Source organism: [Empedobacter] haloabium (assembly GCA_008011715.2).
Lineage (GTDB): Bacteria > Pseudomonadota > Gammaproteobacteria > Burkholderiales > Burkholderiaceae_D > Rugamonas > Rugamonas haloabia.
The window spans coordinates 652,994-668,174 of the sequence record CP136508.1; the positions used below are offsets into that span (position 1 = coordinate 652,994).

Here is a 15,181-nt window from a genome sequence, read left to right on the forward strand (position 1 = left end):
AATCTTGAAAGCCCGCCGCGACTGCGGCCATGGCGCACCCACTCATATCTATGGTCTCCCTGTCCAAATCCATCTTCAAAGCTTACGATATCCGCGGCATCATCGATAAAACGCTGGATGCGGGCATCGCCCGCAAGATCGGCCACGCCTTTGGCCTGGCAGCCGTCGCGCGCGGCGAAAAGAGCGTCGTGATCGGTCGCGACGGTCGCCTGTCCGGCCCCGCGCTGGCCGCCGCCCTGGCCGAGGGCCTGCAGTCGGCCGGTGTCGACGTGATCGACCTGGGTGTCGTGGCCACGCCGATGGTGTACTTCGGCACCAACGTGCTGGAAACGAAGTCCGGCATCATGGTCACCGGCAGCCACAATCCGCCGGACTACAACGGCTTCAAGATGGTGCTGGCGGGCGAGGCGATCTACGGTGACGCCATCACGGGCCTGTACGAAAGCATCGGCCGCGACGAAGGCAAGTTCGCCGCGCAGCCGGGCGGCTATCGCACGCACGACATCCGCGCCGCCTACCTGGAGCGCATCATCGGCGACGTGAAAATCGCGCGTCCGATCAAGATCGCCGTCGATTGCGGCAACGGCGTGGCCGGCGCGTTCGCCGGCGACCTGTATCGCGGCATGGGTTGCGAGGTCATCGAGCTGTTCTGCGAAGTGGACGGCAATTTCCCGAACCACCACCCTGATCCGGCCCATCCGGAAAACCTGCAGGACCTGATCCGCTGCCTGCAGGAGACCGACGCCGAGATCGGCCTGGCGTTCGATGGCGACGGCGACCGCCTGGGCCTCGTCACGAAAGACGGTCAGATCATCTATCCGGACCGCCAGATGATGCTGTTCGCGGCCGAGGTACTGTCGCGTAACCCGGGCGAGCAGATCCTGTACGACGTCAAGTGCACGCGCCACCTGGCACCCTACATCGAACAGGCCGGTGGCAAGCCGCTGATGTACAAGACCGGTCATTCGCTGGTCAAGGCCAAGCTGAAGGAAACCGGTGCGCCGCTGGGCGGCGAGATGAGCGGCCATATCTTCTTCAAGGACCGCTGGTACGGCTTCGACGACGGCCTGTATGCCGGCGCGCGCATGCTGGAGATCCTGACCAAGGAACAGGACCCATCCGCGCTGCTGAACGCGCTGCCGCAATCGGACAGCACGCCCGAACTGCACCTGCACCTGAAGGAAGGCGAGAACTTCGCGCTGATGGACAAGCTGCGCAGCGACGCCACCTTCCCTGGCAACCGCCAGATCATCACCATCGACGGCCTGCGCGTGGAATACGAGGACGGCTTCGGCCTGGCCCGCTCGTCGAACACGACCCCTGTCATCGTCATGCGCTTCGAGGCCGAGACGCCGGCCGCGCTGGCACGCATCCAGGGCCAGTTCCGCGACGTGATCCTGGCCGCCAAGCCGGACGCCGAGCTGCCGTTCTGAGGTCCTGGTCGCAAGAGCTGTAATGAACATCCTGCTGGTGCGCGTCTCCTCGCTGGGAGACGTGCTGCACAACCTGCCCATCGTGGCGGACATCCGCCGCCATTTCCCCGACGCGAACATCGACTGGGTGGTGGAGGAGGGCTACGTCAGCCTGGTGCGCCTGAACCAAGAAGTGCGCAACATCATCCCGTTCGCGCTGCGGCGCTGGCGCAAGCAGCTCGGCGATAAAGCCGTGCGCGCCGAGATCGGGCAGTTCTTCCGCACCCTGCGCCAGGTCGAATACGACTACGTGTTCGACACCCAGGGCCTGCTGAAGACCGGCATCATCATGGGCGCGGCGCGCATCGTGCGCGGTGGCCAGAAGGTCGGCCTGGCCAACGGCAGCGAAGGCTCCGGCTACGAGGGCATCTCGCGCATCTTCCACAGCAAGAGCATTCCGCTCGACCCGCGCACCCACGCGGTCGCGCGCGGCCGCCTGGTCGTCGCGGCCGCGCTGGGCTACCAGGTCGATACGCCGGCCGATTTCGGCTTGCCCGAGGTGTCGCCGCACGATCCGAAACCGGCGTGGATGCCGGCCGAACCGTATGCGGTGTACTTCCACGGCACCGCGCGCGACGCCAAGAAGTGGGCGCCCGCGAACTGGATCGAACTGGGACGGGCGCTGGCGCCGCTGCCCATCCTGCTGCCATGGGGCTCGCCCAAGGAGCAGGCGGAAGCCCAGGCGCTGGCCGCTGGCCTGCCGAATGCGCGCGTGCTGCCGCGGCTGTCGATGGCGGACGCCGTGCTGCTGGCGCGCCATGCCGCGCTGGCGGTCGGTGTCGACACCGGCCTGACGCATATCGCCGCCGCGTTCAGCCGGCCGGTGGTGGAGATCTATTGCGATTCGCCGCGCTGGAAAACGGAAGGCAACTGGTCGCCGCGGATCATCAACTTGGGCGACAAAGGCGCGCCGCCGTCCGCCGCCGAGGTGATCGCCGCGGCCAAGCGCCTGCTGCCGTCGCAATGACCAGGTTTCTCTACACACTGGTGTGGTGGCTGGCGCTGCCGCTCGTGCTGCTGCGCCTGTGGCTGCGCGGCCGCCAGGAGCCCGGCTACCGCCAGCACTGGAACGAGCGGCTCGGCCTGTACGGCCGCCGCGCCGCGAATGACGAACCGCTGACGATCTGGGTACACGCCGTCTCGGTCGGCGAGACGCGCGCAGCCGAGCCGCTGGTCGACGCGCTGCTGAAGCACTATCCGCGTGGCCGCATCGTACTGACGCACATGACGCCGACGGGTCGCGCCACCGGCAAGAGCCTGTTCGGCAAGCATGGCGCGCGCGTCGTGCAATCCTACCTGCCCTACGACATGCCGGCGCTGGTCGGCCGTTTCATCCGCCATTTCGAACCACGTGTCTGCATCCTGATGGAGACGGAGGTGTGGCCGAACCTGATCGCCGAATGCGGCCGGCGCAAGGTGCCGGTCGTGCTGGCCAACGCGCGGCTGTCGGAGCGTTCGCTGCGCAAGGCGCAAAAGCTCGGCAAGTTCATGCGCGACGCCGCGGCCGGCATCGGCCTGGTGGCGGCGCAGACGGAAGACGACGCCGCACGCGTGCGCCAGCTGGGCGTGGCCAACGTGGCTGTCACCGGTTCCATCAAATTCGACGTGGTGGTGCCGCCTGCGCTGGTCAGTCTCGGCACGCAGCTGCGCAACCAGTTCGGCGCCGGCCGACCGGTGCTGCTGTGCGCCAGCACCCGCGAGGGCGAGGAGGAACCGATCCTGGATGCGTTCGGCAATGCCCTGTCGGCCGGTACGCTGCCTGCGGACACCTTGCTGCTGCTGGTGCCGCGTCATCCGCAGCGCTTCGAGGCGGTGGAGGCGATGGTGCGCGAGCGTTCGTTGCCGGTGCAGCGCCGCTCGCAATTGACGGGCGGGGCGCGCGTCGGTCCGGAGACACGCGTGGTGCTGGGCGACTCGATGGGCGAGATGTTCGCCTACTATGCCGCCTGCGACGTCGCCTTTATCGGCGGCAGCCTGATGCCGCTGGGCGGCCAGAACCTGATCGAGGCGGCCGCGCTGGGCAAACCGGTGCTGATCGGCCAGCACACGTTCAATTTCGCCCAGGTGACGGAGGATGCGCTGGCGGCCGGCGGCGCGGCGCGGGTGGCGGATGCCGCTGACTTGATGACGCAGGCGGGACGCCTGCTGACCGACGCCGAAGGGCGTGCCGGCATGGGGCGCAATGCGCTGGCGTTCGCCAACCAGCACCGCGGCGCGACGGCGCGGACGCTGGCGTTGCTGCCGGCGCTGTCTGACTGACTACCGGCAGCCTGCGGTCTGTCCCTGCGAGCAAACCGGGGTCAGGTCTGGCAATCGGACATTTGTCCGATTGCCAGACCTGACCCCGGTTTTGGGCGATCGGTGCCTGTCCCCGGAGCTAACTACTCAGCCCCGCGCCAGCAGCATCGCCGTGTACACCACCGGCACGCCGTTATAAGCCTGCTCCACCGTACCGGTCGCAACAAAGCCGGCACTGCGATACAAGCCCTGCGCGACCTGGTTGGAGGCGGCGACATTAACCCGCACGTCGCCCGGCAGCCGCGCCAGCACGGCCTCCAGCAGCATGCGGCCCACGCCCCGGCCACGGGCGGTGGGCGCGACGAACAGCGCGCGCAGCGTGTCGCCGCACCAGGCGGCGAAGCCGATGATGGCGTCATAGCAGGTGCAGACGATCACGTCGCATTGCGCGAAGGCTGCCAGCCGTTCGGTGTCCTGCGCCAGCGGCAGCAGCGTGAAACGCGCCGACTCAAATGCGAATTCGTCCAGCTTGGCCGCGTCGTAGACTGCGGCGACGGCAGGGAAATCCGCCGGGCGGTAAGGACGGATGGCCAGTATCGTCATCAATCAGTTCCACAACACCGGCAGCTCCTGCGACCGGCGCCGCAGCAGCTGCTTGGCTTCCTCGTACTGCGGATAGACGCGGCCGACGTGCGCCCAGAAGCGCGCGCTGTGGTTCATTTCCAGGATGTGCGCCAGCTCGTGCGCCACGACATAGTCGATCAGCGGCAGCGAGAACTGCAGCAGCTTCCAGTTCAGCCGGATCGCGCGCTGCACGGTGCAGGAGCCCCAGCGCGTATCCGCCGAGGACAGCGAAAAGCTGGCGTACTGCACGCCCACCCGCGGCGCATACAGGTCGAGGCGCTGCTGGAACAGGCCTTCGGCCTGCTGCTTGTACCAGTTGCGCACGCGTTCCTTGACCAGCTGCTCGGTGGCGCCGGATACGAGTCCCATGGTCAGCTCCCGCGTGGCCGGATTGAACTCGGTGCGGTTGCGTGGCGCCGCGTACAGGCGCAGCGTGATCTCGCCCCCCAGATAAGGCAGCCGGGCGCCGTCCTTCCATTCCACTGGCGGCTTTTCCAGCCGGGCGGCCCGGCGCTGGCGCCGTTCGTCCAGCTTCGTCATGATCCAGTTGCGCTTGGCGAGGATCGCGTTCTCCACGTCGACCAGCGTGCAGCGCTTCGGCGCGGTCACGCGCAGGCCATCGTCGTCGATCATGAAGCCGATCGAATTGCGGCTGGAGCGGCGCAGCACGTATTGCAGCACGAATTCGCCGACCAGCAGCTGGCGCCGTTCCAGGCCCGGCGCAAGCGGCGGCAGCACCGGGTCGGGCCGGCGCAGCGGGACAGGAGGACGCAGCAAATTCACGGTGGCGGGAGCGGGAATGGGAAAAGCGGAGGGTACAGCGGAAGCGGGCGGAGGATCGGCAGGTCGGGCAGCGGCGGCGGCGCCGCCAAACAGGTCGAGCTGGGGAGCATTGCTCCCCTCCTGCGCCGCCGACCTGTTCGTGGCCAGTTCGTCTAGCCAGCGTTGTAGGCGTGGGGCGAAATGACGCGCATTTCTGATTCGATCCACTGTTCCACCTGTTCCATCATGCTGTCGGGCGTGTGCCCTTCCGGCGAGATCGGCTTGCCAATGGAAACCGTGACCTTGCCTGGATATTTGATAAACGAATTCTTCGGCCAGCATTCACCGGAGTTGAGCGCGATCGGCACGACCGGCGCGTTGGTCTCGATCGCGAGACGCGTGCCACCGCTCTTGTACTTGCCGGCCTGGCCCACCGGAATGCGGGTGCCTTCGGGGAACATGATAATCCATTGGCCGTCTTTCAGGCGACGTTTGCCGTGCGCGACCACCATCTTGAACGCATTTTTGCCCTGTTTGCGGTCGATCGGGATCATCCGCAACAACGCGATGCCCCAGCCGAAGAAGGGGATGTACAGGATTTCCTTCTTGAACACGAACACCAGGGGCCGCGGCAGGTTCGCCAGCAGGAAGATCGTCTCCCAGGCCGACTGGTGTTTCGACAGCACGATGGCCGGGCTGTCCGGGAAATTCTCATAACCCTTGAACTCGTAATGGATGCCGCAGATGACCTTCGCGCACCAGATCATGAAGACGTTCCAGCGCGACGTGACCCAATAGCGCTTGTTGTAGGGCAGCGGCGCGGCCAGCATGCAGACGAACGACCAGACGATCGTGGCGATCGCCATCACCACGGTAAACAACAGGGAACGCAGGAACAGGACGGCTTTACGCAATGCGGCTCTCCAGGTAGATCAATTGGCCGCCGCGGCGGGCGCGGCGGGTTGCTTCAGAATGTGCTGCACGGTGGCCGCCAGGTCGGGGAAGACCTGGGTGCCGGGCGGCAGGCCACCGGTGACGTGCGTCTTCTCGCCCTTGCCGGTCAAAACCAGGTAGGGCACGCAGCCGCTGATGAAGCCGGCCTGCAGGTCGCGCAGCGAGTCGCCCACCGTCGGCACGCCTTTCAGGCTGACCTGGTAGCGCTTCGAGATCTCGGCGAACATGCCCGGTTTGGGCTTGCGGCAGTCGCAGTTGTCGGCCGCCGCGTGCGGGCAGAAGAACACCGCGTCGATGTCGGCACCCACCTGCAGCGCCAACCGGTGCATCTTGGCGTGGATCGCGTTCAAGGTGGTGATGTCGAACAGCTGGCGCGCGATGCCCGACTGGTTCGAGGCGATCACCACCCGAAACCCCGCCTGGTTCAGGCGGGCGATCGCTTCCAGCGAGCCGGGGATGGGTATCCACTCGTCGGGCGACTTGATGAAGTCCGGCGAGTCATGGTTGATCACGCCGTCCCGGTCCAGGATGATCAGTTTCGGGTGCTGCGGTTGTGGCATGGGTGACCCTTACGCCGCCAGTTTCGAGATGTCGGCGACGCGGTTCATCATGCCGTGCAGGGACGACAGCAGCGCCAGGCGGTTGTTGCGCAGCGCGATGTCGTCGGCCATCACCATCACGTCGTTGAAGAAGGCGTCGACGTCGTCGCGCAGCTGCGCCAGCGTTTTCAGGGTGCCGGTGAAGTCGCCCGCGCCGAACGCGGCATCCACTTCCGGCTGCACGCGCGTGACGGCGGCGGCCAGGTTCTTCTCCGCCGTGTCCTGCAACAGGGCCGGATTCACGCTGCCGGCCTGCGCCAGCGCTTCCTCGTTCTTCTTGAGGATGTTGGTGATGCGCTTGTTGGCGCCGGCCAGCGAAGCCGACTCGGGCAGCGCGGCAAACGCTTGCACCGCTTCCAGGCGCTGCACGATGTCGTCCAGGCGGTCCGGATTCTGCGCCACCACGGCCTCGATCTCGTTCGGCGTGAAGCCGCGCTCGCGCAGGATGCCGCGCAGGCGGTCCATGAAGAACGCCATCACCTCGGCCGACGGGTCCTTGAAGTTGGCCACGCCGCCGAACTGCGCGACGGCGTCGGCCAGCAGGTCCGAGATCGCCAGCGGCAGGCGCTTCTCGATCAGCATGCGCAGCACGCCCAGGGCGTGGCGGCGCAGCGCGAACGGGTCCTTGTCGCCGGTCGGCTGCAGGCCGATGGCCCAGATGCCGACCAGGGTTTCCAGCTTGTCGGCCAATGCCACGGCAGTGCCGGTGGCGGTCGAGGGCAGGGCGTCGCCGGCAAAGCGCGGCTGGTAGTGTTCGGAGGCGGCCAGCGCCACGTCTTCCGGTTCGCCGTCATGACGGGCGTAGTAGGTGCCCATGATGCCCTGCAGTTCCGGGAACTCGCCCACCATATCGGTCAGCAGGTCGGCTTTCGACAGGCGCGCGGCCCGCTCGGCCAGCGCCACGTCGCCATTCAGGCGCGCCGCGATGGCCTTGGCCAGGCCGGTCACGCGCTCGCTGCGCTCGGCCTGCGTGCCCAGCTTGTTGTGGTAGACGACGTTCTTCAGCAGCGGCAGGCGCGACTCCAGCGTCTTCTTCTTGTCCTGCTCGAAGAAAAACTTGGCGTCCGACAGGCGCGGGCGCACCACGCGCTCATTGCCGCCGATGATGGCTTGCGGCGTGTCGGTGGCGATGTTCGAGACGATCAGGAAGCGCGAACGCAGCTTGCCGTTGGCGTCCGTCAGGGCGAAGTATTTCTGGTTCGTTTGCATGGTGAGGATCAGGCATTCCTGCGGCACGGCCAGGAACTCTTCCTCGAAATGGCATTCGTAGACGACCGGCCATTCGACCAGCGACGTCACTTCCTCCAGCAGCGCTTCGGGCATCAGGACCTGGTCGGCCCCGGCCTTGTCCAGCAGCGCCTTGCGGATCTGTTCCTTGCGCGCTTCGAACGACGGGATCACCTTGGCCTGGTCGACCAGGGTGCTGGCATAGGCATCGGCGTGCGGCACCGTCACGGCGCGCTGGCCCGGGGCCGTCAGGAAGCGGTGGCCGTCCGTGACGTTGGCGGCGGTCAGGCCCAGCAGGGTCAGTGGCAGCACCTGGTCGCCGTACAGGGCGATCAGGCTGTGCGCCGGGCGCACGAACTGCACGGTGGCGCCGTCCGGGCGCTGGTAGCTCATCACCTTCGGGATGGGCAGCTTGGCGACCGATTCCTCCAGCGCCGTCTGCAGGCCGGCCTGCAGCGGGGCGCCGGGGGCCGTGTACGTGTAGAAGAAGCTTTCCGCCTTGCCGTCCTGGGCGCGTTCCAGGTCGGCCACCTGCAGGTCGGGGAAGCCCAGCGCGGCCAGTTTTTTCGCCAGCGGCGCGGTCGGGTTGCCGTCCTTGTCCAGGGCGACCGTCACGGGCAGCACTTTTTCGCGGATCGATTTGTCCGGCGAGACGTCGCGCACCTTGGTGATCGAGACGGCCAGGCGGCGCGGCGTGGCGTAGGTGGTGGCGACGCTGTCCTCTTCTAGGTAGTCGCGCGCCTTCAGGCCGTTCACGATGCCGGCGGCAAAGGCGGCGCCCAGCTTGGACAGGGCCTTCGGCGGCAGTTCTTCGGTCAGCAGTTCAATCAGGAGAGTCTGGGTCATGGCGGTAGTCATTGTGCGGTGGCGCTGTCCAGCATCGGGAAGCCGAGGCGTTCGCGGGAGTCGTAGTAGGCTTGCGCGACGAGGCGCGACAGCGTGCGCACGCGGCCGATGTAGGCGGCGCGTTCGGTCACGGAGATGGCGCCGCGCGCGTCCAGCATATTGAAGCTGTGCGAGGCCTTCATGATCTGCTCGTAGGCCGGCAGGGTCAGTTGCAGCTCGACCAGGCGCTTGGCTTCCGCCTCGTGGTTGGCGAACTGCGCGAACAGCAGCTCGGTATTGGCGTGCTCGAAGTTGTAGGTGGATTGCTCCACTTCGTTCTGGTGGAACACGTCGCCGTACTTCAGCGTCTTTTTCACGCCGTGTTCTTCCCACTCGGTCCAGACCAGGTCATACACGTTCTCGACACCCTGCAGGTACATCGCCAGGCGCTCGATGCCATAGGTGATCTCGCCCAGCACGGGCTTGCAATCGAGGCCGCCGACCTGCTGGAAGTAGGTGAACTGCGTGACCTCCATGCCGTTCAGCCAGACTTCCCAGCCCAGGCCCCAGGCGCCCAGGGTCGGGCTTTCCCAGTCGTCTTCCACGAAGCGCACGTCGTTCTGCTTCAGGTCCAGGCCCAGCGCGGCCAGCGATCCCAGATACAGGTCCAGGATGTTTTCCGGCGCCGGTTTCAGCACCACCTGGTACTGGTAGTAGTGCTGCAGGCGGTTCGGGTTTTCGCCATAGCGGCCGTCCTTCGGGCGGCGCGACGGCTGCACGTAGGCGGCGCGCCATGGCTCGGGGCCGATCGCGCGCAGGAAGGTACCGGTGTGGAAGGTGCCCGCGCCGACTTCCATGTCGTACGGCTGGAGCAGCGCGCAACCCTGCTTGTCCCAATAGGATTGCAGCGTCAGGATGATTTGTTGAAATGTGAGCATCGTATTTGGTCGGTGACGCGCGTGGGCGCGGGCGTATCGGTAGCTGGAATGCTAAAACGGCCCATTTTAGCGGTTTTTATAACAGACTAGTAGAGCGTCGGCGGCAGCCGCCCGCAGCGGATCACGCCGCGGCGGCCGCCTTGCGGCGCGACCACAGCCAGGCCGCCAGCAGGCTGATCCCGGTGAGCGCGAACAACAGGTAGTTTTGCGTCACGATATAGGGCGTTCGGCCCGACATCCCCTGCACACTTGCCGCCAGCACGCCCGCCTGGTAATACGGCAGGCTGGCCTGGACCTGCCCGCGGGCGTCGATCACGACCGTAGGTCCCGTGTTGGTGGCCGACAGCATCGGCCGGCCGGTCTCCAGGGAACGCATCTGCGAGATCTGCAAGTGCTGTGGAATCGCCACCGACTCGCCATACCAGGCCAGCTCGGCGACGTTCAATAGCAGGGTGGCCTCTCCGCCCCTGGCCGACCCGTTGCGCAGTTGCGCCGCGATTTCCTCGCCGAACGCGTTCTCGTAGCAGATGTTCGGCAGGACTCGCTGGTCTTTTACCGCGAACGCGCGCTGCAGCGCCTCGCCCCTGGTCTGGTCGCCCAGCGGAATATTCATCAGGTCCGTGAACCAGCGAAAGCCCATTGGAATGAATTCGCCAAATGGCACGAGGTGATGCTTGTCGTAGCGGTATGGGTTGGCCAGTGCGGGCGCGAGGCCCAGGACACTGTTCGAATAGCGGGTCGGGCTGTCGGCCAGCGGCATGCCCAGCACGATGGCGCTGCCGCTGCGACGGGCGAACTGGCCGTAGCTGTCCAGGTAGCCGGTTGGCATCTGCTGGGGAAACAGCGGCAGGCCCGTTTCCGGGATCGCGATCAGGTCGGCCGGCGCGGCGGTGACGGCGCGTTGATAATAAGCCAGCGTTTGGCCGAGATGATCCGGATTGAATTTGTCCGACAGCGCGATATTGCCCTGCACGAGGCGAACGGCCAGCGGCTTGCCGACCGCCTCGGTCCACTGCACCTGCTGCAGTCCGAAGCCGCCCAGCCATAATGCGCCGATCAGTGCCAGCGCGCCCTTGCGGGTACGATGCATCAGCAGCAGCAAGGCCCCGGCCGTGATCGCAGCAATCCAGCCGATGCCGTAGACGCCCAGCACGGGTGCGAAGCCCGCCAGGGGCGAAACGTTGTGAGCGTAGCCGGCGGAGGCCCACGGGAAGCCCGTGAACAGCCAGCCACGCGTCCATTCGGAAATGGCCCAGCAGGCCGGCAGCACCAGCAGGTTCGCTGCCGGCAGCGACAGCACCCAGCGTTGGCGCAGCCAGGCGGCAGCGCCCATCGCCAACGCACAGTGCCCACCCAGGTACACGGACAACAGTATGATGGCGGCCCACGCCAGTACGGGCGGCAAGCCGAAACGCGGCAGCACGATCGTCAGCCAGTGCACTCCCGTCAGGCACCAGCCGAAGCCGAATGCCCAGCCCACCAGCGCGCCGGCCTTGACGGAGTTCGCGCGCAGTACCTGATAGAACAGGATGGCAAGGGTAAGCAGCTGCAGCGGCCACCAGCCGAACGGGGCGAACGAGAACACGCTCGCCGCGCCCGCGAGGGCGGCGATGAGCATGCGGCTGCGGGTGGAACGGGGTGGCGCGGACGGCTCGCCCGGGCGGGCGCGGCGCAGGCGCATCAGTCCTGCTCGTCGATGGCCGGTGGCAGCTTCTCGACCGTCAATACGTGGATCTGGCGGGCATCCGCACGCAGCACTTCGAAGCGCAGGTTGTCGATGTCGAACACGTCGCCCTTGTGCGGCATGCGCGCCAGGTGTTTCGCCACCAGGCCGCCGATGGTGTCGACGTCCTCGTCGGACAGTTCGACATCGAGCTCCTCGTTGAACTGGGCGATCTCGGTCAGTGCCTTGACGCGCCAGCGCGGCCCCAGCTGGCCCTCCTTGATGGAGATGATGTTGTCTTCTTCCTCGTCGAAGTCGTATTCGTCCTCGATGTCGCCGACGATCTGTTCCAGCACGTCCTCGATCGTGATCAGGCCAGCCACGCCGCTGTATTCGTCGACAACGATGGCCATGTGGTTGTGATTGGCGCGGAAGTCGCGCAGCAGCACGTTCAGGCGCTTCGACTCGGGGATGAAGATGGCCGGGCGCAGCATGTCGCGCACGTCGAACGATTCCTCGGCGTAGTAGCGCAGCAGGTCTTTCGCCAGCAGGATGCCGACCACCTTGTCGCGCTCGCCCTCGATGGCGGGGAAGCGCGAATGGGCCGTTTCCAGCACCAGCGGCATCCATTCGTCGATCGGCTTGGAGATGTCGATGACGTCCATCTGCGAGCGCGGCACCATGATGTCGCGGGCGGACAGGTCCGAGACCTGGAACACACCTTCGATCATCGACAGCGCGTCGGCATCGATCAGGTTGCGTTCGTGGGCTTCGTGCAGGACTTCGAGCAGTTCCGAGCGGTTCTCGGGCTCAGGGGAAATCAGGGCGGTGAGTCGCTCGAGGAGCGATCGGTGTGGTTTAGCGTCATTCCTGACGCTACTAGAGTGCTCTTGCATAATAGGCGTGAGCCATTTGTTTCGAAGGGATATAGCATACACCAAACAGGCCGGCGGTTCCGTTTTTATCAGAAATGCATGATGTGTCATCGTGCCGTCATGCGCCGCGCTTATGCTGGCCGCCGGGGAGGCGAGACGGTCGATGAACAGCTTGGCGCAAGTGGAATACGGATCGGACCAGTGCGGGCTGGTGTGCGGCTACCTGTTCGGCCGGGAGGCCCGGCCGCAGCCCATCGGCGCGGCGGCCGCCGCCGCGTGGCTGGACGGGCGCGCGGCGCATCCGGAGGAGTTCGTCTGGCTGCACTTCAACCTTGCCAACACCGTCAGCGAGCGCTGGCTGCGCGAGCATGTGGCGCTGGAGGACGAGTTCTACGACTGCCTGCATGCCGGCTCGCGCTCGACCCGCATCGAGCAGGCCGGCAATACGCTGGTGGCGGTCGTCAACGACGTGCTGCGCGACTTTTCGTTCGAGCCCTCCGATATCGCCAGCCTGGTGCTGTCGGTCGAGCGCCAGGTCGTCATCAGCGCGCGCCGCAGCCCGCTGCAATCGGTCGAGCGGCTGCGCCAGGCCGTGCTGCGCGGCGAGCCGATGGGCGCTTCGCCGGTGCTGCTGACGCACCTGCTGCGCGACCAGGCCGACGTGTTGATCCGCATCGTGCGCGACGCCACCGGCCGGGTCGACGGCATCGAGGACAACCTGCTGTCCGGCCAGTTGAAGTACAAGCGCGCCGACCTGGGCGCGCTGCGGCGCGTGCTGGTGCGCCTGCAACGGCTGCTGGCGCCGGAGCCGGCCGCGCTGTTCCGTCTGTTGCAGCGGCCGCCCGGCTGGGTGCGCGACACGGACCGGCAGGAGCTGCGCGAGGCCAGCGAGGAGTTCGCGGTGGCGCTGAACGACATCGCGTCGCTGCAGGAACGCATCAAGCTGCTGCAGGAGGAGATCGCGGCGCTCGTCAACGAGGCCAACAACCGCAGTCTCTACGTGCTGACGATCGTCACGGTGCTGGCGCTGCCGATCAATATCATCGCCGGCCTCCTGGGCATGAACGTGGGCGGGGTGCCGCTGGCGGGCGATGCCGGCGGCTTCTGGATCATCGCGGGGATCGTGGCCGTGTTCACGGCCGTGGCGGGCTGGGTGGTGGTGCGCAAGCGGCGGGAGTTGGAATGAGTACCGGCGGCGCTTCTGGGCTTAGGGTCTGTCCCTTCGGGACTGACCCTAATGCCGCTAAGTTAAGGAAAATTATCAGCCAGCCGCAGACGTCTTTCCACCCAAAAGCGGAGAGCTGGGGTCAGACCCGGCGGGTCTGACCCCGGTTTTGGACCTGGGGTTGAGGGATACGCCTGCGGCCCAGTGAGTCTTACATCCTTAACTTAGCGGCATTAGGGGCTGACCCTGAAGTTTGCTGGGGCCGTCGAAACGCTACTGAACTTCGGGGTCATGGAATGCGGGGACTGACCCCGATCCCGATACTATTTCTCCGCGGCGTAAGGATCGGCATAGCCGAGCCCCTGCAGGATCTCGGTCTCGATCCCTTCCATCTCGTCCGCCTCGTCGTCCTCTTCGTGGTCATAGCCCTGCGCATGCAGCACGCCATGCACGACCAGGTGCGCCGTGTGCTCCTCGACCGTCTTGGACTGCTCGGCCGCCTCGCGCTGCAGCACGTCGGTGCAGAGGATGATGTCGGCGCGCGTCGGCTCATCCTCGGCGATCTCCTCGCCTTCGTTGTAGGCGAACGTCAGTACGTTGGTGGCGTAGTCCTTGCCGCGGTATTCGCGGTTCAGCTCCTGGCCCTCGGCCGCGTCGACGAAGCGGATCGTCAGTTCGGCCGGGGCGAACAGCGCGGCCTTGACCCATTTGCGCAGGGTGGGGCGGGTGATGGTTTCCTGCAGGCGGGAGTCGGCATACTGCACCGACAGGGTCAGCTTATTTTTTTCGGACATTACGGGCGGGGCTCTTCACGGGTTTCAGCAAGGGGGCGATATCGGCCGTGCTCTGGTGGGCCGTATCGTAGGCGTCGACGATGCGCGCGACCAGCGGGTGGCGCACGACGTCTTCGCTGGAGAACTGGGAAAACGCGATGCCGCGCACGTCGCGCAGCACCTGCACGGCGTCCACCAGGCCGCTCTTCTGGTGCTTGGCCAGGTCGACCTGGGTGACGTCGCCCGTGACGACGGCCTTGCTGCCGAAGCCGATCCGGGTCAGGAACATCTTCATCTGCTCGACGGTCGTGTTCTGCGCCTCGTCCAGGATGACGAAGGCGTGGTTCAACGTGCGCCCGCGCATATAGGCCAGCGGCGCGATCTCGATGACCTGCTTCTCGAACATCTTCATCGTGCGATCGAAGCCCAGCAGGTCGTACAGCGCGTCGTACAGCGGGCGCAGGTAGGGATCGACCTTCTGCGCCAGGTCGCCCGGCAGGAAGCCCAGGCGTTCGCCCGCTTCCACCGCGGGACGCGTCAGGATGATGCGCTTGACGGCGTCGCGCTCGAGCGCGTCGACGGCGCAAGCCACGGCCAGGTAGGTCTTGCCGGTACCGGCCGGGCCGATGCCGAAGCTGATGTCGTGCTCCAGGATATTGCGCAGGTAGCGGATCTGGTGCGGCGTGCGGCCGCGCAGGTCGCTGCGGCGCGTCTTCAGTGCCGGGCTGCTGATCTCGGGATCGTGGAACGGCGGTTCCTCGTCATCGTCGCCGTCGGCAGGGGTGGCCTGGCTGGTGCGCTGTTCGACCAGGCCCAGCTGCACTTCCTCGACCGGCACGACCTTGTCGGCCACCGCATAGAATTTTTCCAGGATCTGGACGGCGCGCTCGGCATTGGTACCGCTGACGATGAACTTTTCGCCACGGCGGAAGATCGTCACATCGAGGGCCGCCGAGATCTGGCGCAGGTTCTCGTCGAGCGGACCGCACAGGTTGGCCAGCCGCGTGTTGTCGAGCGGTTCGGGTGTGAAATAATGGGGCTGGACTGGCGTTTTCGTTTTCAAAGG

14 protein-coding genes are annotated in these 15,181 nt (G+C 66.2%); 4 read left to right on the top strand and 10 right to left on the bottom strand.

The features are described 5' to 3' along the window. Window positions 1–50: 50 nt before the first annotated feature. The 3 genes from E7V67_002885 to waaA are packed head-to-tail and all read left to right on the top strand — an operon-like array spanning window position 51 to window position 3,731. A complete protein-coding gene (locus E7V67_002885) occupies window positions 51–1,433 on the top strand; it encodes a phosphomannomutase/phosphoglucomutase (protein ID WUR14067.1) in 1,383 nt (460 codons plus the stop codon). A gap of 22 nt (window positions 1,434–1,455) precedes the next feature. Beyond that, window positions 1,456–2,439 (top strand): lipopolysaccharide heptosyltransferase I, encoded by a 984-nt coding sequence (gene waaC / locus E7V67_002890; protein WUR14068.1) that lies wholly within the window; start codon window positions 1,456–1,458, stop codon window positions 2,437–2,439. Continuing rightward, complete coding sequence (waaA, locus tag E7V67_002895) at window positions 2,436–3,731, top strand: lipid IV(A) 3-deoxy-D-manno-octulosonic acid transferase (protein WUR14069.1); 1,296 nt, start codon at window positions 2,436–2,438, stop codon at window positions 3,729–3,731. The genes waaC and waaA overlap by 4 nt, the downstream gene beginning before the upstream one ends. Window positions 3,732–3,857: 126 nt before the next feature. Here the strand turns inward: waaA and E7V67_002900 are convergent, their stop codons facing one another. The 8 genes from E7V67_002900 to E7V67_002935 all read right to left on the bottom strand — a co-directional run bounded on the left by E7V67_002900 (window position 3,858) and on the right by E7V67_002935 (window position 12,198). Then, complete coding sequence (locus tag E7V67_002900; protein WUR14070.1) at window positions 3,858–4,313, bottom strand: GNAT family N-acetyltransferase; 456 nt, start codon at window positions 4,311–4,313, stop codon at window positions 3,858–3,860. Window positions 4,314–4,316: 3 nt separating this feature from the next. Further along, complete coding sequence (locus E7V67_002905) at window positions 4,317–5,117, bottom strand: SprT family zinc-dependent metalloprotease (GenBank protein WUR14071.1); 801 nt, start codon at window positions 5,115–5,117, stop codon at window positions 4,317–4,319. 152 nt (window positions 5,118–5,269) lie between these two features. Beyond that, window positions 5,270–6,010, bottom strand: coding sequence for a lysophospholipid acyltransferase family protein (locus E7V67_002910; protein WUR14072.1), 741 nt, complete (start codon window positions 6,008–6,010; stop codon window positions 5,270–5,272). Between the two features lie 18 nt (window positions 6,011–6,028). Continuing rightward, window positions 6,029–6,610: a D-glycero-beta-D-manno-heptose 1,7-bisphosphate 7-phosphatase gene (gmhB, locus tag E7V67_002915; GenBank protein ID WUR14073.1), complete on the bottom strand. Its 582-nt coding sequence runs from the start codon at window positions 6,608–6,610 to the stop codon at window positions 6,029–6,031. Window positions 6,611–6,619: 9 nt separating this feature from the next. Further along, on the bottom strand, window positions 6,620–8,722 hold the full coding sequence (gene glyS / locus E7V67_002920; protein WUR14074.1) for a glycine--tRNA ligase subunit beta: 2,103 nt from the start codon (window positions 8,720–8,722) through the stop codon (window positions 6,620–6,622). A gap of 8 nt (window positions 8,723–8,730) precedes the next feature. Beyond that, window positions 8,731–9,639, bottom strand: coding sequence for a glycine--tRNA ligase subunit alpha (gene glyQ, locus E7V67_002925; GenBank protein ID WUR14075.1), 909 nt, complete (start codon window positions 9,637–9,639; stop codon window positions 8,731–8,733). A gap of 121 nt (window positions 9,640–9,760) precedes the next feature. Continuing rightward, window positions 9,761–11,320 (bottom strand): apolipoprotein N-acyltransferase, encoded by a 1,560-nt coding sequence (gene lnt, locus E7V67_002930; protein WUR14076.1) that lies wholly within the window; start codon window positions 11,318–11,320, stop codon window positions 9,761–9,763. Further along, a complete protein-coding gene (locus E7V67_002935; protein ID WUR14077.1) occupies window positions 11,320–12,198 on the bottom strand; it encodes a transporter associated domain-containing protein in 879 nt (292 codons plus the stop codon). The genes lnt and E7V67_002935 overlap by 1 nt, the downstream gene beginning before the upstream one ends. A gap of 142 nt (window positions 12,199–12,340) precedes the next feature. Here E7V67_002935 and E7V67_002940 point away from each other — a divergent pair, with 142 nt between their 5' ends. After that, window positions 12,341–13,363 (top strand): transporter, encoded by a 1,023-nt coding sequence (locus E7V67_002940; GenBank protein ID WUR14078.1) that lies wholly within the window; start codon window positions 12,341–12,343, stop codon window positions 13,361–13,363. A 302-nt stretch (window positions 13,364–13,665) separates the two neighbouring features. Here E7V67_002940 and ybeY read toward each other — a convergent pair whose 3' ends face one another. Beyond that, window positions 13,666–14,136, bottom strand: a complete 471-nt coding sequence (gene ybeY, locus E7V67_002945; protein ID WUR14079.1) for an rRNA maturation RNase YbeY — start codon at window positions 14,134–14,136, stop codon at window positions 13,666–13,668. After that, window positions 14,120–15,178: a PhoH family protein gene (locus E7V67_002950; GenBank protein ID WUR14080.1), complete on the bottom strand. Its 1,059-nt coding sequence runs from the start codon at window positions 15,176–15,178 to the stop codon at window positions 14,120–14,122. Before E7V67_002950 ends, ybeY begins: the two co-directional genes overlap by 17 nt. Window positions 15,179–15,181 lie beyond the last annotated feature (3 nt).

Coding starts and splice junctions, on each gene's coding strand:
- E7V67_002900 (WUR14070.1), bottom strand. CDS start 4,313: ATGACGATACTGGCCATCCGTCCTTACCGCCCGGCGGATTTCCCTGCC.
- E7V67_002940 (WUR14078.1), top strand. CDS start 12,341: ATGAACAGCTTGGCGCAAGTGGAATACGGATCGGACCAGTGCGGGCTG.
- gmhB (WUR14073.1), bottom strand. CDS start 6,610: ATGCCACAACCGCAGCACCCGAAACTGATCATCCTGGACCGGGACGGC.
- lnt (WUR14076.1), bottom strand. CDS start 11,320: ATGCGCCTGCGCCGCGCCCGCCCGGGCGAGCCGTCCGCGCCACCCCGT.
- glyS (WUR14074.1), bottom strand. CDS start 8,722: ATGACCCAGACTCTCCTGATTGAACTGCTGACCGAAGAACTGCCGCCG.
- glyQ (WUR14075.1), bottom strand. CDS start 9,639: ATGCTCACATTTCAACAAATCATCCTGACGCTGCAATCCTATTGGGAC.
- waaC (WUR14068.1), top strand. CDS start 1,456: ATGAACATCCTGCTGGTGCGCGTCTCCTCGCTGGGAGACGTGCTGCAC.
- E7V67_002885 (WUR14067.1), top strand. CDS start 51: ATGGTCTCCCTGTCCAAATCCATCTTCAAAGCTTACGATATCCGCGGC.
- waaA (WUR14069.1), top strand. CDS start 2,436: ATGACCAGGTTTCTCTACACACTGGTGTGGTGGCTGGCGCTGCCGCTC.
- ybeY (WUR14079.1), bottom strand. CDS start 14,136: ATGTCCGAAAAAAATAAGCTGACCCTGTCGGTGCAGTATGCCGACTCC.
- E7V67_002935 (WUR14077.1), bottom strand. CDS start 12,198: ATGCAAGAGCACTCTAGTAGCGTCAGGAATGACGCTAAACCACACCGA.